General features: G+C 70.0%; 13 protein-coding genes, 2 pseudogenes and 1 riboswitch. Of the genes and pseudogenes, 9 read left to right on the forward strand and 6 right to left on the reverse strand.

Annotated elements, in window-relative coordinates; all coding sequences use genetic code 11:
* Positions 1-388 precede the first annotated feature (388 nt).
* Positions 389-1,296 (forward strand): annotated as a pseudogene (locus ACFQ79_RS36695) (universal stress protein).
* Between the two features lie 104 nt (positions 1,297-1,400).
* Here ACFQ79_RS36695 and ACFQ79_RS36700 read toward each other — a convergent pair.
* The gene (locus ACFQ79_RS36700) at positions 1,401-1,940 is read right to left on the reverse strand and encodes a DNA-binding protein (RefSeq protein WP_383591701.1); all 540 of its coding nucleotides are present in this window, start codon (positions 1,938-1,940) and stop codon (positions 1,401-1,403) included.
* 660 nt (positions 1,941-2,600) lie between these two features.
* On the opposite strand from ACFQ79_RS36700, the pseudogene ACFQ79_RS36705 reads away from it, so the two are divergent.
* Together ACFQ79_RS36705 and ACFQ79_RS36710 are read left to right on the forward strand one after the other, a co-directional pair.
* Positions 2,601-3,826, forward strand: a pseudogene (locus ACFQ79_RS36705) (RNA-guided endonuclease InsQ/TnpB family protein).
* A 211-nt stretch (positions 3,827-4,037) separates the two neighbouring features.
* Positions 4,038-5,327, forward strand: a complete 1,290-nt coding sequence (locus ACFQ79_RS36710; protein ID WP_383591668.1) for a phosphoribosyltransferase family protein — start codon at positions 4,038-4,040, stop codon at positions 5,325-5,327.
* On the opposite strand, the gene ACFQ79_RS36715 is transcribed toward ACFQ79_RS36710, so the two are convergent.
* Positions 5,321-6,163 carry a transglycosylase SLT domain-containing protein gene (locus ACFQ79_RS36715; RefSeq protein WP_383591671.1) on the reverse strand — a complete coding sequence of 281 codons (843 nt, stop codon included), beginning with the start codon at positions 6,161-6,163 and terminating at the stop codon, positions 5,321-5,323. The genes ACFQ79_RS36710 and ACFQ79_RS36715 overlap by 7 nt on opposite strands.
* Positions 6,164-6,168: 5 nt before the next feature.
* Positions 6,169-6,352, reverse strand: a riboswitch (cyclic di-AMP (ydaO/yuaA leader).
* A gap of 338 nt (positions 6,353-6,690) precedes the next feature.
* On the opposite strand from ACFQ79_RS36715, the gene ACFQ79_RS36720 reads away from it, so the two are divergent.
* Positions 6,691-7,293, forward strand: a complete 603-nt coding sequence (locus ACFQ79_RS36720; protein WP_383591673.1) for a hypothetical protein — start codon at positions 6,691-6,693, stop codon at positions 7,291-7,293.
* A 433-nt stretch (positions 7,294-7,726) separates the two neighbouring features.
* On the opposite strand, the gene ACFQ79_RS36725 is transcribed toward ACFQ79_RS36720, so the two are convergent.
* Positions 7,727-8,140 carry a DUF6415 family natural product biosynthesis protein gene (locus ACFQ79_RS36725; protein WP_383591676.1) on the reverse strand — a complete coding sequence of 138 codons (414 nt, stop codon included), beginning with the start codon at positions 8,138-8,140 and terminating at the stop codon, positions 7,727-7,729.
* Positions 8,141-8,287: 147 nt separating this feature from the next.
* On the opposite strand from ACFQ79_RS36725, the gene ACFQ79_RS36730 reads away from it, so the two are divergent.
* On the forward strand, positions 8,288-8,533 hold the full coding sequence (locus ACFQ79_RS36730; protein ID WP_383591679.1) for a GntR family transcriptional regulator: 246 nt from the start codon (positions 8,288-8,290) through the stop codon (positions 8,531-8,533).
* Between the two features lie 209 nt (positions 8,534-8,742).
* On the opposite strand, the gene ACFQ79_RS36735 is transcribed toward ACFQ79_RS36730, so the two are convergent.
* Complete coding sequence (locus tag ACFQ79_RS36735) at positions 8,743-10,767, reverse strand: phosphocholine-specific phospholipase C (RefSeq protein ID WP_383591682.1); 2,025 nt, start codon at positions 10,765-10,767, stop codon at positions 8,743-8,745.
* 420 nt (positions 10,768-11,187) lie between these two features.
* On the opposite strand from ACFQ79_RS36735, the gene ACFQ79_RS36740 reads away from it, so the two are divergent.
* Positions 11,188-12,225: a peptidoglycan-binding protein gene (locus tag ACFQ79_RS36740; RefSeq protein ID WP_383591685.1), complete on the forward strand. Its 1,038-nt coding sequence runs from the start codon at positions 11,188-11,190 to the stop codon at positions 12,223-12,225.
* A gap of 24 nt (positions 12,226-12,249) precedes the next feature.
* Here the strand turns inward: ACFQ79_RS36740 and ACFQ79_RS36745 are convergent, their stop codons facing one another.
* Complete coding sequence (locus ACFQ79_RS36745; RefSeq protein ID WP_383591688.1) at positions 12,250-13,071, reverse strand: DeoR/GlpR family DNA-binding transcription regulator; 822 nt, start codon at positions 13,069-13,071, stop codon at positions 12,250-12,252.
* A 148-nt stretch (positions 13,072-13,219) separates the two neighbouring features.
* Between ACFQ79_RS36745 and ACFQ79_RS36750 the strand changes: the two genes are divergently transcribed.
* The gene (locus tag ACFQ79_RS36750) at positions 13,220-14,143 is read left to right on the forward strand and encodes an SIS domain-containing protein (protein ID WP_383591690.1); all 924 of its coding nucleotides are present in this window, start codon (positions 13,220-13,222) and stop codon (positions 14,141-14,143) included.
* A gap of 123 nt (positions 14,144-14,266) precedes the next feature.
* Positions 14,267-15,103 (forward strand): ketose-bisphosphate aldolase, encoded by an 837-nt coding sequence (locus tag ACFQ79_RS36755; RefSeq protein ID WP_383591692.1) that lies wholly within the window; start codon positions 14,267-14,269, stop codon positions 15,101-15,103.
* Positions 15,104-15,135: 32 nt separating this feature from the next.
* Here ACFQ79_RS36755 and ACFQ79_RS36760 read toward each other — a convergent pair whose 3' ends face one another.
* Positions 15,136-16,017, reverse strand: coding sequence for a LysR family transcriptional regulator (locus tag ACFQ79_RS36760; protein ID WP_383591695.1), 882 nt, complete (start codon positions 16,015-16,017; stop codon positions 15,136-15,138).
* 71 nt (positions 16,018-16,088) lie between these two features.
* Here ACFQ79_RS36760 and ACFQ79_RS36765 point away from each other — a divergent pair, with 71 nt between their 5' ends.
* Positions 16,089-17,030, forward strand: a complete 942-nt coding sequence (locus tag ACFQ79_RS36765) for a DMT family transporter (RefSeq protein ID WP_383591698.1) — start codon at positions 16,089-16,091, stop codon at positions 17,028-17,030.
* The last annotated feature ends 63 nt before the right edge of the window (positions 17,031-17,093 follow it).

A 17,093-nucleotide genomic window follows, 5' to 3' on the forward strand; every position in this document is an offset into this window, starting at 1 on the left:
CGCGCCCCCCCCGCCCCGCGCCCCCCGCGGGCGGTCGGGGGCGCTCCCGCCGGCGTGGTGGCGGCGCGCGGGGTCCAGGTGGGGGGCGCCGGGGGGGGTGCGGCGGCGGGCCCCCACCCCCCGGCCGCCGGGCACCCGACCCGTGAAGGGTGCGTGAGCGCACCGGCCGGAGCAGCGGAAGGGCGGGAGCGGGATGACGGAGCGAAGCGGGCGCGCGTGGGGCGAGGACACCGACGGAGACGGTCGCGGCGAGAACTCTCACGGTCAGGTCCAGGGTGAGGGTCATGGTGAAGGTGAGGGTCAGGGGCCGGAGGCAAGCCGGCGCCCGGCCCCGGCCGGAGCCCCGGGCGAGGGTCGGCGGGCCGGACCGCCCCAGGACGGGGGCCGGGTGCTGGTCGGGGCCGACGGCTCCGAGTCCGCGCTGCGGGCCGTGGAGGCCGCCGCCCGCGAGGCCCGGCTGCGCGGGACCGGTCTGAGCGTCGTCCACGCCTTCGTCTGGCCGCTGCTCAAGGTGCCCCTCGGCCCTTCGCCGTACGGCCCGCCCACCGGAGGCCTCCGGCAGCAGGCCCGGGACATCCTCGACACGGCCGTGGCCCGAGCCCGCGCGACCGCCCCGGACCTCGACGTCGCCGGGGAGATCGTGGCCGGCGAGCCGCTCACCGTCCTCGCCGCCCGCTCGCGATCGGCCGCGCTCGTGGTCGTCGGCAGCCGGGGCGCGGGCGCCTTCACCGGACTGCTGCTCGGTTCGGTCGCCGTCCATCTCGCGGCGCACGCCGCCTGTCCCGTCCTCGTCGTACGCGGCCGCGAGGGGGCGAGCGGGCCCGTTCTGCTGGCGGTCGACGGCTCGGCGGACTCCGACGCCGCCGTCGACTTCGCCTTCGCGGAGGCGGCCGCCCGCGGCGTGGAGCTGCGCGCCGTGCACGCCTGGACGCCGGCGACGGGACCGGCCGATCTCACGCCGCTCTTCCACGGCACGGAGGAGATCCGGGGAGAGGAGCGGCGGGTTCTCGACCGGGCGCTCGCGGCCGCGGCCGCCAACCGCCCGGAGCTGCCCGTCGGGCATCGGCTCGTCCGGGGCAGGCCCAGGTCCGTCCTGCTCGCGGAGAGCGCGGACGCGCAACTCCTGGTGATGGGGGCGCGGGGCCGTGGCGGATTCGCCGGCCTCCTCCTCGGCTCGGTCAGCCAGGCACTGCTCCACCACGCGTGGAGTGCCGGGTCGCGGTGGCGCGGGGGGAGACCGCGGATTGGCCCGACTGGCACCGTCGTAGGCGACGCCGTGTCCGGTCGATAACCTGAATGGAGATACTCCGAACCCGAGGCGCACATTGTTGAGAACATCGAGCGTGAAGCTGTAGGCGTCGGATAAATTACCATATCCCATGCGCTGTGCTCGCTTTGTGTCAGTTCGTGTGCGACTCGTAGTGGTCGACCCCATCGGCAGCATCTTCCACGCCGTAGATTCGAATGAACTCCGCCAGTTTGGGGTGGGCGGGGCTTAGTAACTCGGCTGCTGCGACAATTTCGCCTGCCGTTGCTATGGAAAGCAACAGGGACTGGATCTCACGTACCACCTGACGTATCTCGAGCACAGTGTTCTGGCTACCAGGGTTCAATACGGAGGTTCCCTCGTACTTTCTAACTCTGGCAATCTGGATTGTGGCTTCGGTGGCGCTGATCCCGCCGTCGGCCAGCTGCTGGGCTAGCTCCTGCAGGGCCTGGATGCGCTGGATGACGACGGGACTCCCGATCTTGGTGCGGCGGCCACTCATCAGCTGGGAGAGCATCGCTTCCGAGATTCCGAGTGTGGCCGCCAGTCTGGCCTGGCGTTTGAGGCCGAGATCGTCGATCAGCCGGCGGAATAGCGATCCCAGCGATTCCCCGTACCAGCTGCATTGAAACTCTTTGGCTCGGGACGCGGCGATATTTTGCGCTTTAGATATGCCCTTCTTGTGCGGAGTATGATCGTTCATCGAAGTCATCCATTTCGCGGGTCAGGCGCGACGGGGAGATTTGTCGTGCAGGCTTAGAACCGATACTCCGGAGATTGCTGGGAACTGCTTGCCCGAGATCGCCTAGTCGTGGAGAGGTTGGATCACTGGCCTTCCCGAAGCCGCGGCACGTGGTGCAGAACTGATCCCTAATGCTCCCCGGGAGGGCTAGGCGTGTTCATGAGTAGCGCGTACTTACGTGGCGATTGGAAGTAGCATGCTGCTGAGGAGGAAGTTGCCCGTGCATGCATGCGCGGAGGCTGGGCGGCGGTGTGCCGACGTCCGGGACCGTCGCGGTGGCCATCGTTGTGGGCCTTGGCTTTGGGTGAGGCCTGGAGGGCAGAGCGGGTCCGAGGTGCGCCTACCTATACATCAGGCGGCTTGCGAACAGAGTAAAGAGAGACCGTCGTCCCCGGGCCACCCTCCGTCGGTGATTGTGGATGATGTACGGCGCTAAGGCGCCGCCCCGGTATCGCGGACGGTCTGCAGTCAGGGGCTGTCGGTGACGACAGCTGGGCATGTATCAAGACTTCAGGTGACGTGGTGTCTGAAGTTCGCGTCGGTTCTTGGGTTCCTGTGCGGTGCCTTGGGCCCGCTAGGTATGCTCGCTGCATGCAGCTGCGGTACAGCTTCCGCGTTTACCCGAGTGACCCTCAGCGTTCGGCTTTGGCCAGGGCGTTGGGGTGTGCTCGGGTGGTCTTCAATGACGCGCTGCGCGTCCGTGAGGACGCTCGGGCTGCCGGGCTGGGCTTCATCTCAGCCGCCGAGTTGTCGAAGCGGCTCACGGCTGTGAAGAAGACGCCGGAGCGGGCGTGGCTGGGTGAGGTTTCTTCCGTCGTTCTCCAGCAATCGCTTCGGGACTTGGACACCGCCTATCGGAACTTTTTCGACAGCCTTAAAGGCAAGCGCCCTAAGGTGGGTGCGCCTCGTTTCAAGTCGCGCAGGGACAACCGACAGGCTGTGCGGTTCACCGCGAATGCCGGATGGAAGATCACGGCCGGTGGGAAACTGCGACTGCCGAAGATCGGCGATGTGCGGGTGAAATGGTCCCGCACGTTGCCGTCCACACCGTCCACGGTGACCGTGATCAAGGATGCGGCCGGGAGGTACTTCTGTTCGTTCGTGGTTGAGGCCGAGCCGGATGAATCGTTGGCCGAGGTGACATCCGAGGTGGGTGTCGACCTAGGGCTGGCGCACTTCGCGATCCTCTCGGACGGCACGAAGATCAGCAGCCCGCGGTTTCTGCGCCGGGCGGAGAAGAAACTCAAGCGGGAGCAGCGCTGCCTATCCCGCAAGGCTAAGGGCTCCAACAACCGGACCAAGGCCCGTGTCAAGGTCGCTCGTGCTCATCTCAGGTGGCTGACGCGCGGCGGGAGTTCCATCACCAGCTCTCCACCAAGCTGATTCGCGATAACCAAACGGTCGCGGTGGAAGACCTGGCGGTGAGCGGACTCGCCCGTACGCGTATGGCTAAATCGGTTCACGATGCCGGATGGTCGGCGTTCGTGGCGATGCTGGAGTACAAGGCCGCCCGTTACGGGCGCACCTTTGTACGCATCGGCCGGTTCGAACCGACGTCTCAAGTGTGCTCGCAGTGCGGTTTCAAGGACGGCGCAAAGCCCCTGAACGTCCGTGTCTGGGAGTGCGGGGCGTGCGGGGCGGTCCTAGACCGGGATATCAACGCGGCGGTCAACGTCGCCCACGCCGCAGGGCTTGCGGTGTCAGCCTGTCGAGCGAGGGTAAGACCGGGACGTGTCCCGGCACAGCGCGAAGAAGCAGGAACCCACCCGAAGGCGAGCCGCGTACCCGGCAGCCAGGCGGGAACCTCCGCCCTTTAGGACGGAGAGGACGTCAAACCGACGAGTCCCGGCACACACACACCACAACATCAACAACACACCGCACACGCCGTGACCCTCAATGCGCTGCAGCTCTGCTGAACGCCCGCACGCCACGGTACGGGCGTCTTACCCTGAAGGGGATGGACGGGACCAGAAGCGTGAGTTCTTCCCCGAGCCCGGAGCCTCGGAGGCGGAAGGACGGAGGGCCATGTTCTTCAATGATCGCGCCGACGCTGGTCGGCAGCTGGCAGCGCTGCTTGAGCATCTCAAAGGTCATGATGTCGTCGTGCTCGGTCTGCCGCGTGGTGGGGTGCCGGTGGCGGCCGAGGTGGCGGACGCTCTCGACGCCCCGCTCGACATCTGTCTCGTGCGGAAGCTGGGGGTGCCGCAGCAGCCGGAGCTGGCGATGGGCGCGCTCGGTGAGGGCGGCGTGCGGGTGGTGAATGAGCGGGTGCTTCGCGAGGCTGGGGTCGGGGCGCGTGATCTGGCTGCGGTCGAGGAGCGCGAGCATGTCGAGCTCGATCAGCGGGCCCGCCGCTATCGGGGGAGCAGAGCTTCCGTGCCGCTGGAGGGCCGAACGGTCCTGGTCGTGGACGACGGTCTCGCCACGGGTGCCACGGCGCTGGCGGCCTGCCGGGTGGTGCGGGCCCGGGGTGCCGGCCGGATCATCCTGGCGGTGCCGGTGGCGCCCCGCGGATGGACGGCTCGGCTCGGTGGTGAGGCCGACGAGACGGTGAGCGTGCACGCGCCGGAGATCTTCTACGCGATCGGACAGTTCTACCGGGACTTCACGCAGACCCCGGACGCGGAGGTCGTCGCCTGTCTGGACCGGATCCGTGCCGCGCACGGGCCGGTCGTCCAGGACTCCGAGGTGCGGATCCCCGTCGCCGACGGCGTCACGCTCGCCGGACGGCTCGCGGTGCCCGAGGGCGCCATCGGCATCGTCCTGTTCGCCCACGGCAGCGGGAGCAGTCGGCACAGCCCCCGCAATCGCGCGGTGGCGGGGGCGCTCAACCGGGTGGGTCTCGGAACGCTGCTGTTCGACCTGCTCACCGAGGCTGAGGCGGTCGACCGGGCACACGTCTTCGACACCCCGCTGCTCGCCGACAGGCTCGCCCGGGCCACGGAGTGGCTGGCCGGGCGGCCTGAGAGCGAGGGCCTCCCGCTGGGCTACTTCGGGGCCAGCACGGGAGCGGCCGCCGCGCTGTGGGCCGCGGGCGACCTCGAGTCCTCCGTGGCCGCCGTCGTCTCACGCGGTGGCCGGCCGGACCTCGCGGCCGACCACCTGGCGCGGGTCAAGGCCCCGACGCTCCTCGTGGTCGGAGGCAGGGACGCGCTGGTCCTGGACCTCAACCGGCGGGCCGAGTCGCTGCTGCACTGCGAGAGCAGGCTGGAGGTAGTGGGGGGCGCCACGCACCTCTTCGAGGAGCGAGGCGCCCTGGAGGAGGTGGCGGAGCTCGCCACGTCCTGGTTCACCATGCATTTCCAGGGTCAGTAGGCACCGAAGACCCGGCCGATGCTGCCGTATCGGTCGGCCGCGTAGTTACAGGCGGCGGTGATATTGGCGACCGGGTCGTAGGGGTCCATGGATGTGCCGGGCACGTGATAGGCACGAAACGTGGGGTCGATGACCTGGAGGAGCCCCTTCGAAGGGGTGCCAGCGGCCGCATTGGAGTCCCAGTTGTTGATGGCACGGGGGTTGCCGGAGGACTCGCGCATGATGTTGCGATGAATGTCTGCGTAGGTACCGGGGATGCCATGGTGGGCCATGATGTCCAGCGACTCGCGGATCCAGCCGTCGAGGTTGTTCGCGTATTGGGTGGCGGCTACAGGCGCGGTCTTGACCGGAGCGGCGGCCGGGGCGGTGCTCCGGCGTTCGGAGCGGCTCGCACGTTCGGTCGTGGCGCCCTTCTTCGCCTTGGTGGGAGCCGTGGCATTCACGGAACCCGGACGAAGCGTCAGTTCAAGGCCCGGGTGAATAAGCGACGGGTTGTCACCAACGGCCCTCTTGTTGGCGCTATAAAGGACCTTCCAGCCGCCCTGAATTCCCTTCCTTTGGGCGATCAGGGAAAGCGAGTCGTCGGCGACAACCGTGTAGGTGTGCGCGGCAGCCGGAGCTGCCGGTGCCTTGGTGGCGGCCTGCGCGGCGGCCGGAGCAGCGGGGGTGGTGATGACCCTGGCGGCAATTTCCAAGGCTCCGGAAACGGGCGCGGCGCCGGCCCCGGCCGGGGCGGTCAGGGGGAGGGCGAGAGCGGCTCCGCCCGTGCCGAGCAGCGTGAGTCCACGCGAGGTGGGGCGACGGCGGGGGCGGCGGTGCTTACCGTGAGCAGGCATGACGGAATTCCTCTCCGGCGCCTTCGGGGTGAGCTGTCGGGTTCGGACTGGAGATGTCCGGCCGCGCGCACGCGGCTTCACCCCGAGCCGTTCCGGAATCCGGGCCGGCGGTTTCGTGGGTCCCCCGCTCCTGCCGTCGGGTGAAAGGGAGGTATTTCGAGCGGTGGCAGGATTCGGCGATCCGCTCGAATGGAGGTGACCGTAAGCCAGCAGGACGACGAAGGACAAGGGGATCTATGTCCGGCGGGCGATGTAGGGATCACTGAATTCCTGGAATTCAAGATCGCCGGCGCCTGCCGGGCGTCGAACTTCCTTGCCCCGCACGGCTTCCGCGGATTCTGACGGCGGGCTGGCCCCGGGAAAGTGAGTCGCATCACCCGTACCCAGTCTGAATAGCTGCGACAATCCAACTAGTCATGAAATATAGAAAAAGAGGCCTTTCGGGTATGCGGGGATTAAAGTTCATACGTCGCAAAACCGACATTCCTTGTGAAGGATGGAGTCACCCTGACCGAGGAGCCGCCCGGATGTCACCCTTTGTCTCTCTGCTCAACCCCGAGACTCTCGACCGTGAGGCCGCCGCTGTCTACGAGAGCGCCGCCTGGCAGCGGATCGTCACGGACTGGACCGAGCCGCTAGTGCCCCCGCTCGCCGTCGAACGCTGGCGCGACCTGCTCACCGTGCCGGTAGAACGGCTCGTCGCCGACACGCTCGACGCGCTGCCGCCGGCCGCTCCCGCCGAGCGCGGGCTCCCCGGCCGGATCGGAGCCATCCTGCCTGACCGGCTGTATGCCTGGCGCCGCATCGGCCGACCCGAGCTGCGCCCCTCGGTGCACCTTGGCTACGCACGCCTCGTGCTGACGGAGTGGGGCTGGCAGAACGCCCCGTACAAGCTGCGTGATGTGCGCGGGGCGCGGTGTGTCTGCGGTGCGCTCCTCGCCGCGCACCGCCTCGGCTTCGGCAGTGCGACGACGATGAACGAGGCGGCCGCCTGGATTATGGCCGAGCTCCGGTCGAGGGGGTGGCACGAGCTGATCGGGCCTTGGAACCGGGCCCCGGGACGCACGGTTGGCGAGGCGGTGGCGCTCCTCGATGCGACCGTCCACCGCGCGGCGCATGCCGGACGGTGAGAGCCTGACGGCGGGTGCGGGATCATCAGTCGGTGATGCGCGGTGTTCCGCTCTTGGTGCGCCCGGGGGCGCGACCAGGTCCCGTGCGTGTCGGCCAGGATGGCGAAGCGGTACCAGCCGTAGTTGTTGGCGACTGCGTTGAAGAGATCCTTCCGCGTGGAGCTAGGTATTTCAGCGGATCGCCAACGTCGTCGGTCTGGCCGAGCTGTTGCTCAGCTTGAGCCACAGGGCTTTCCGGCGCGGCCCTGCCTCGGTGGCCTTGCCAGCCTTGGAGGCGTGCCTGATGACTGACGGAGGAAGGGGTTGAGGCCCAGCGGCCCCAGGGTGATGGGGGAGGCGTGCCCGATTGCGGCGGCGGCCCGCAGCTCCTGGGGAGGGAGCTGCGGGATGGGGAGAGAAGGGTGAGGCCCTCCCGTTCGTCAGTGTTTGGGCCCTACGGGGCTGGTTGTGGGGCTTGGGGTTCGGAGAGCTTGTCTAGGTGAGTCAGGAGAGCACGGGCTGCTCGGGCGAGGCGTGGGCCGTGTGTAGACGTGGCGAGACCAGTCGTATGGGCCTCGCGGAGCTTGCGGCGGGCCTCCTGGAGGATGACGTGGCTCCCGGCGATGTCCGAGCTGGCGGCTGTGGGGGCGGGGGTGTGAAGGGCGGACTCCAACTCCGTGATGAGGATGGCGACATGGCCTCGCAGGAGACGCAGAGTGGTGTCGTCAGCAGCGCAGTTAGGGCTGGGGTCCAGGTATAGGGAGAGTGTGTTCTTGATGGTGTCGCGGTCCAGAGGCGGCGTTTCGGCGTGGTGGACGGGGATGGGCGGGCCTGAGACCCGGTCCATCCAGTAGCTGGGCTGGCACATGTCGACTCCTTCGCAGTCGGCCAAGCCCCGGGGTCGTTGGCGCGGTCGCCGGGGCGCCTTGTTGGCGGCAAAGCATATAGGGCACTATAGACATCAGTAGGCACCTATGTGTGTCTTTGCAGCTCAGAGGCTGCCTACGGTGCCTGTGTGAGTGATTCAGATATGCCTGTCATCGACCCAAAGGGCGCGCAGCTCGTCTACATGGTGATCGCCGACCACGTGGCCGGACAGATCGAGGCGGGAAGGCTCACCGCGGGAGGGAGGATCCCCGGAGAGCTTGAGATGGCAGCCATGTATGGAGTGGCGCGGATGACCGTGGCAAGAGCGGTGAGAGAGCTGCGTGAGCGCGGCCTCGTCCAGACAGTGCGGGGCAAGGGCACATTTGTTCTGTAGCCGACGCTATGGAATTGTCGGTCGCGGGGGTGGCACGAGCTGATCGGGCCGTGGAACCGGGCCCCGGGCCGTACGGCCGCCGAGGCGGTGGCCCTCCTCGACGCGACGATCCGCCGTGCGGCGGACGCCGGACGCTGACGGCCTGTCCGCCTGGGTGGAGACCGTGGGGCGGCGGCGAAGCGGCCGCCCCACACCTCCGGAGGGCCGGCTCAGCCGGTGATGCTCGGCGCTCCGGTCTCGATGTGCCCCGTGTACCGGCGCGACCAGGTCCCGTCGATGTCGGCCAGGATGGTGAAGTCGTACCAGCCGTTGTTGTAGGCGACCGCGTTGAAGAAGTCCTCCCGCGTGGAGTTGGCGGGGACCGTGTAGGTCCAGGGGCCGTCCGTGCGGTACGCGTTCGAGCGGATCGTGAACGTCACCGGTCGGGCCGAGGCGTTGCTCAGCTTGAACCACAGGGCCGTCCGGCCCGTCCCCGCCTCGGTCGCGAACCGGGAGGTCACCTCGACGGCCTTGCCGGCCTTGGAGGCGTCCCCGATGAACCGGCGCAGGAAGCGGTTGGGGCCCATCATCGAGATGTCGTACTTGCCGGACCCCGACCCGAGGCCGATGTTGAAGTAGTCGGAGGCCGTGCCGCCCGGGTCGACGGTGTACTGCCAGGCGGCCGTGTCGCGGTGCTGGTGCGGGTGGATCGAGAAGTGGGCCGCCCGCTTGGCCTCGGTGCCCTGGTTCGTCATCGAGAACCAGGCGAGGATCTTGCCCGCGGCTCCGAACTCGAAGCGGTCGAGGTTGCCGTTCACCTGGTACGGCAGGGCGCGGGCCGGGCGGGTGCCGGACTCCTGCGCGGGCTGCGCGTTGTTCTGGGGTGCCGGGTTGGGCAGTGGACCGCAGGTCGCCTGGCCGATGACCTTCGCCGTGGAGGGGAGGCCGGCCGGAACGCCGTACACCGGGTGGGCGAAGTCGAAGACGCCGGTCAGATCGCCCGTCACCTTCCGTCGCCAGGCGCTGATGTTGGGGCAGGCGGCCGGGGTGCCGAGGGCCGTCGTCCACGTCTCCATGAAGCACAGCACCGAGGTGTGGTCGAAGACCTCCGAGCTCACCCAGCCACCCCGGGTCCACGGGGACATGACGATCATGGGGACCCGGAAGCCCAGGCCGATCGGTACGCCGTCGAGGTACTCGCCCGGGGTGCCCGGGGGAGCGACCGGCGGGGGCACGTGGTCGAAGAAGCCGTCGTTCTCGTCGTAGTTGAGGAACAGCACGGTCGAGTCGAACACGTCGGCGTCGGCGGCGAGCGCGCGGTAGACGAGGTCGACGAAGTGCGCGCCGTCCCCGGGCGGTGCGTAGGGGTGCTCCGAGAACGCCTCGTTGGCCACCACCCATGACACCTGGGGCAGCGTGCCCGCGACGACATCGGCGCGGATCGCCGCGGCGATGTCGTCCGGGGTCGAGCCGGTCACCTTGGGGACCGAGCCCATGCCGCGGTCGTACAGCGGGTCTCCGGGCCGGGCGTCGGTGAACTTCTTGAAGTACGCGAGGCCGTTGTCGCCGTAGTTGTCCTGGGCGTTCTGGTAGACCTTCCAGCTGACCCCGGCCCGCTGGAGCGCCTCCGCGTACGTCTCCCAGGTGAGGCCCGACTCCTCGCCGCCGTCCTTGCTGGAGCCGTCGATCTTCCCGCTCCACAGGAACGTGCGGTTGGGGCCGGTGGCGCTCAGCGCCGAGCAGAAGTACGCGTCGCAGATCGTGTAGTGGTCGGCGAGCGCGTGGTGGAAGGGGATGTCCTCGCGGTCGAGGTGGCCGAGCGTCCGGGTGTTGCCCACGCCGGTGACCCAGTTGTCGAGGCGGCCCTTGTTCCATGCGGCGTGCTGCGAGGTCCAGCTGTGCGGCAGGTCGCCGTTGCACTGGGCGAGGGTCTCGCCGTCGACACCGCCGGCGGGCGGGGTGTCGCTGAGCTTCCAGGGGTACTGGCGGCCGCCCCAGTTGGGCTGGTTGAACACGCCCCAGCCGCCGGGGATGTTGCCGGCGGCGCGGTCGCCGAAGCCCCGTACGCCGCGCAGGGTGCCGAAGTAGTGGTCGAAGCTGCGGTTCTCCTGCATGAGGATCACCACGTGCCGGACGTCGGCGAGGGTGCCGGTGGCCGCCCTCGCGGCGGCGGAGGCCCGGGCGGCCGGCAGCGCCGCGCCCGCCACGAGCCCCGCGCCGATGCCGACGAATCCTCTGCGGCTGATGGGAATCATGCTCCGCCTCTCCTGTCACCGTGTGCCCGGGCGGCACGTCGGGAGACATGATGGGGGAGGGGAGCTTAAAGGTATACGGCCGTGCAGTAATTCTTGGGTTAACCGTGAGAGGCCAGGTGGCACCAGCGTTGAGATTGGTCCGACCTCATACCAATAAGGTGGATACCGGTACCGGTGCCGTGGCCGGAAGGCAACGCAGGACACGCCTCGTCGCAAGGCTTAGAGTCGTGAGTAAGAGGCGTTCCGCCCCGGTCCGTGACCGTGGTCCATGCGGAGCCTGGGGTACGGGAGTTCGCGCGGTCGGCCGGCCACGGCCAACGGGGAGAGCCTTGCCGTCCGGCCCTGAGTTCAGGGGTTCGATGAACCATGCCTGACGTGAGGGTCGTGTGGACAGGACTCGAGTGCCGTATCAGGCAGGAGATGGTCGACGACATCTACGGCAGTGTGGGGGTGATCGCCGGGATGACCCCCCTGCCGCCGGTGAAGTTCCCGGACAGCGGCACGCTGAGTTTCGGGCCACCCGGGCAGCGGATCTTCGCCCCCCAGCGCCTGCTGTACTCCGGTCCGGCGGTCGATCTCAACGTGTCCCTCGGGCTTGTGCAGTTCGACTCCGACGGGGACGCGGAGGCGGGGAAGCAGGCCCTCGCCCAAGCCGCCTCCGCCGCGGCGACCGCGTTCATCGCCTCCGTGACCGGCGGGGCGGGTGCCGCGCTCAAGCCCTTGATCGACTTCCTCGCCGTGGAGCTGGTCGACGCCTTGGGCGCCATCATCGGCTTCAACGACAACCCGTTCGACCCCGCGGCCATCCTCATCACGAAGGACAGGATGCTGAACGCGAACACACGGAGGCAGACCCGGCAGCGTCCCGACGATCCGCGCATCATCCAGTTCACCGACGAGATCGCCACCCAGGGGAAGGACGACGACGGAGACCTGGGCGTCTACGTTCTGTACCTGGACATCCAGCCGCTGGGCGCCCCGGGCGAGCCCCCCGTGGACGACGGCGTCGGCACTCCTGCGCTGAGCAGGGGTTCGCAGGGAGTGGCCGTGGAGAAGCTCCAGCGGCTGCTGAACGCCCATGTACCGGACCTCCAGCCCCTGGACGTCGACGGGGACTTCGGCTCCGTCACGGAGGCACGCGTCCGCGAGTACCAGCGCCGCGTCGACATCGTGGTCGACGGCGAGGTGGGCCTCCAGACCTGGGGCATGCTGACGGGCCTTGAACGAGAACAGGAGGAGGCGGCCGGTACGCCCCCGCTGCGCAGGGGCGATCGGGGCGCGGCGGTTCGCAAGCTCCAGCGGCTGCTGAACGCGCGCGTGCCGGACCTCCAGGCCCTCGCGATCGACGGGGACTTCGGTGACGTCACGGAAGCGCACGTCCGCGAGTTCCAGAGCCGCCTCGCCGTCGTCGTCGACGGCTTCGTCGGCCCTCAGACCTGGAACGCGCTGAAGCTCTGAAGTCCGGCGGAAGCGGACTGCCCGTCAGACGGTCAGGACCTTCACCCCGGCCTCGGTGAGCTGGGCGACCGCCTCCGCGTCGATGCCCGTGTCGGTCACCAGCAGATCGATCCGGTCCAGACCGCAGATCCGCGCGAAGGCCCGGCGGCCCATCTTCGAGGAGTCGGTCACCACGACGACCCGGCTGGCCCGCTCCGCGAAGAGCCGGCTGATGCTCGCCTCGTCCTCCTGGTGCGCCATCACGCCGAGCCCGGCGTCGACCCCGTCGACCCCGAGCACCACCACGTCCAGCACGACCTCGTTGAGCACTCCGACCGTCAGGGGGCCCACCAGTTCGTACGTCTGGGGGCGTGCCACGCCGCCGGTGGTGACGATCTTGATCTGCGGGCGCACGGCGAGCTCACCCGCGATGTTGAGTGCGTTGGTGACCACGGTCAGCGCGGGTCCGGAGCTCGCCGCTCCCGCCGTCCCGGCCGTCCCCGCGGTGTCGGCCCTGCCACTCGCGAACCGCAGGGCGAGGGCGCGCGCCACCTCCGTCGTGGTCGTGCCGCCGTTGAGCCCGACGACCTCGCCCGGGGCGATCAGATCGGCGGCCGCCTCCGCGATGCGCCGCTTCTCCGCGGCGTGCCGCGTCGACTTGTACCGCAGGGGCAGCTCGTACGAGACGCCGTGTGCGACCGCCCCGCCCCGTGTCCGTATCAACAGCTGCTGCTCGGCGAGCTCGTCGAGGTCCCGGCGGATCGTGGCGGCCGACACGTCCAGTGCGGTCGCAGCCTCCTCGACCTCCAGCTTCCCCGAGGCGGCGAGTAGTTCAAGGAGCGTGTTCCACCGCTCGTGCTTGGACATGGGTCCCTCCCTCGGGCTCGTGCGCGCGTCCGATTCTAGCCGTCGACGGGCGCGGGGCCTGGAAAGAGCATGCATGTTTCTGCTTGAATGGCATCGACTTCAAGCATCTTTCATCATTTCAGTGCACTCTTCTTGCAAGGAGACCGGCATGAGCACCACCCGCACCGCCGTGGAGATCGCGTCCCAGCCGACGACCTGGCGTCAGGCTGCCCGCACGCTGCCCCAGCACACCTCCGCGCTGCCCCGGCGGGGCGAGCGGGTCGCGGTGATCGGCTGCGGCACCTCGTGGTTCATGGCCCTGGCCTACGCCGAGCTGCGCGAGTCCGGCGGCCACGGGGAGACCGACGCGTTCGCCGCCTCCGAGTTCCCCTACGGGCGCAGCTACGACCGGGTCGTGGCCATCACCCGCTCCGGAACCACCAGCGAGGTGCTCGCGGTCCTGTCCCGGCTGCGCGGCACGATCCCCACGGGCGCGATCACGGCCGACCCCACGACCCCGGTCATGGACCTCGCCGACGAGGTCGCCGTCCTGGACTTCGCCGACGAGGAGTCGGTGGTCCAGACCCGCTTCGCCACCACGGCGCTCGCCCTCTTCCGTGCGCACCTGGAGGCCGAGGACGCCCTCCCCGAGGGAGTGGCCACCGTCGAGGAGGCCGCGCGGGACGCCGAACTGGCCCTCGCCTCCCCGCTGGCCGAGGACGTCCGTGCGGCGGAGCAGTTCACCTTCCTCGGCAGGGGCTGGACCTACGGTCTCGCCCTGGAGGCCGGTCTGAAGATGCGCGAGGCCGCCGGTGCGTGGACGGAGGCGTACCCCGCGATGGAGTACCGCCACGGCCCCATCAGCATCACCGGCCCCGGCCGGGTCACCTGGGGCTTCGGCGCACTGCCGGCCGGACTCGCGGACGAGGTGCGCAAGGTCGGCGGCACCCTCGCCGAGAGCGACCTGGACCCGCTCGCCGACCTGATCCGCGCCCAGCGGCTCGCGGTGGCCGTCGCCGAGGCCCAGGGCCTGAACCCGGACACCCCGCGGAACCTGACCCGCTCGGTCGTCCTCACCGACGCCCAGGCCTGAACCCCCTCCGCAGCCCTCGGCGCCACCGGTACCCCCGCCGCCGCGGCTCTCTCCCCCTGGCGGCCGCCCCGCCCCGCGACCGCCCCGCCCCGCACCCGTTCACACCCCCGGAGAAGGACCACCATGCCGTTGACGCCGACCGATGAGATCGTCCGCCGCGCCCGCGCGGCGGGCACCGGTGTGGGGGCGTTCAACGTCCTCCAGCTCGAACACGCCCAGGCCATCGTGGCCGGGGCGGAGAGCGCCGACCGCCCCGTCGTCCTGCAGATCAGCGAGAACACCGTCCGCTACCACGGCGCCCTGGAGCCGGTCGCCCTCGCGTCCCTCGCCATCGCCCGCGCCGCCAAGACCCCGGTCGCCGTCCACCTCGACCACGCCGAGAACCCCGACCTCGTGCGCGAGGCCGTCGGACTCGGCCTGGGCTCGGTCATGTTCGACGCCTCCAAGCTCCCCTACGCCGAGAACGTGGCCTCGACCCGCGAGGTCGTGGAGTACTGCCACCAGCACGGCGTCTGGGTCGAGGCCGAACTCGGCGAGGTCGGCGGCAAGGGGGGCGCCCACACCCCGGGCGTACGGACCGACCCCGACGAGGCCCGTGCCTTCGTCGAGGCCACCGGAGTCGACGCCCTCGCCGTCGCGGTCGGAAGCTCCCACCAGATGCTGACCCGCGACGCGGTCCTGGACTTCGAGCTCATCTCACGCCTGCGTGCCGCCGTGGACACACCGCTCGTCCTGCACGGCTCCTCGGGAGTGTCGGACGCGGACCTCACCGCGGCCATCGCGGCGGGCATGACCAAGGTGAACGTCTCCACCCATCTGAACAAGGCCTTCACCCAGGCCGTCCGCACCCATCTGACCGAGCACCCCGCGGCGGTGGACCCCCGGCACTACCTGACCCCGGCGCGCACGGCCGTGGCCCGTGAGGTCGCCCACCTCCTGACCGTCCTCTCACCCGCCTGAGCCGGCGGCGCCGCATGCCTCCTCGCGCCTGATCACGCCTTCTGGAGCGCCGCGAGGAGGCCGCGTACGGCAGGGAGGGACAACGAGGACTTCCGTACCGCCGCGTGGATCGAACGGACCGGCTCCGGCCCGCGGACCCTGCGGACGACCACGTTCGGATGGCGGCTCCCCAGGCCCATCAGCGGAACCAGGCTGACGCCGAGACCGGCCGCGACGAAGCCCTGCGCGGTGGCGTACTCCTCGCACTCCACCGCGATGTCCGGGGCGAACCCGGCCGCCGCGCAGGCGTCGAGGACCGCGTCCAGGCAGGGGCCGGGCCGCTCGCTGCCCACCCACGGCTCACCGGCGAGTTCGGCCAGGTCGACGGCGGTACGGCGGTCCGCGAGCGGATGACCCTTGGGCAGCACGGCGCGATAGGGGTCGTCGAGCAGATGGACCAGCCGGAGGCCGTCGCCGGCCGCGTCCGGGCCACCGCCCCGGGGCCGTACGACAAGGGTGAGGTCCGCCTCGTCGTCGGCCGGCGCGCCGTCGGCGATCCTCAGATCGACGCGCACGCCCGGGTGTTCGGTGCGGAAGCGGGCCAGGGCGGGGGCCACGAGTTCCGCGCCCGCGGTGGCGAAGTAGCGGACCGAGATCCGCCCCGTGCGGCCCGCCCGCAGATCGGCGAGAGCGGTCTCGGCCTCGGCGACCTGCCGGCCGATGACGGCGGCGTGCTCGGTGAGCAGCCGCCCGGCGGCGGTCGGTCGCACGCCCCGGCCGAACCGTTCGAGCAGGGCGATGCCCGCCTCCTTCTCCAGGACGCCGATCTGCTGACTCACGGCGGACGGGGTGTAACCGAGGTTCGCGGCGGCGGCGGTGACGGAGCCGCTGGTGACGACGGCCCGGAGCACCTGCATGCGTCTCACATCCAGCATGTAGCACAGCTTAACGCTGGATGCATGATTCATCGCTTGTCCTGTCGGATCGCTCGCGGGACGGTGAGGACATGACATCGGCGACACGCATGGGCGTACTGGCCCTGCTCTGGGGCTCGGGCTTCCTCTGGATCAAGATCTCCCTCAACGAGGGCCTCACCCCGGGGTGGATCACCCTCGTCAGGTGCGCCCTCGGCGCGGCGGTGCTCCTCGCGCTCGCGTACGGTGCGGGGCAGCGGCTGCCCCGCGACCGGGCCACCTGGGGGCGGCTCGTCGTCGCCGCCTTCTTCTGCAACGCGCTGCCGTTCCTGCTCTTCTCGGTCGGAGAGCAGACCGTGGACAGCGGAGTGGCGGGCGTGCTGAACGCCACGACCCCGCTCTGGTCCCTCCTCATCGGCCTGGCCCTGGGCACCGAACGCCCGCTGCGCGCCACCCGCCTGGCCGGGCTCGCGCTCGGCTTCGCCGGAGTGCTGCTGATCTTCGCGCCCTGGAGCCACGGCTCCGGCCTGATGAGCTGGGGCGCCCTCGCCCTCCTCGGCGCCTCCGCCGGCTATGCCGTGGCCTTCGCCTACATGGCCCGTCACCTCACGGGCCGGGGCACCGCGCCGCTGGCGCTCTCCGCCGCGCAACTCCTCACCGCCACCGGCCTGAGCACGCCCGCGCTCGCCGCCGGCGGAACGGCGACGGTGACCTGGGCGGGTGTCCTGGCGGTCGTCGTCCTCGGGGTCCTCGCCACCGGGCTCACCTTCCACCTGAACTACCGGATGATCGCGGAGGAGGGTCCGACCGCCGCCGCCACGGTCGGCTATCTGCTCCCGGTGGTGTCCGTGACCCTGGGCGCCCTGATCCTCGACGAACCGCTGACGGTGCGGGTGATGGCGGGAATGGCGGTCGTACTGGTGGGTGTGGGGCTGACGAGGTCACGGACGCGACGGCCCGGTGACGCGCCCGGAGCGACGGACGTGCCCCGGGCGGTCGCGCGCACCACCCGGACCGCCTCTTCGAGCGGCTAGGGGGTGCCCGGCCTGACCGGCAGGACACCCCCCGGGCCTGTCCGGCGGATCACGGCCCGGCCG

This window comes from Streptomyces sp. NPDC056480 (assembly GCF_042795405.1).
GTDB lineage: Bacteria > Actinomycetota > Actinomycetes > Streptomycetales > Streptomycetaceae > Streptomyces.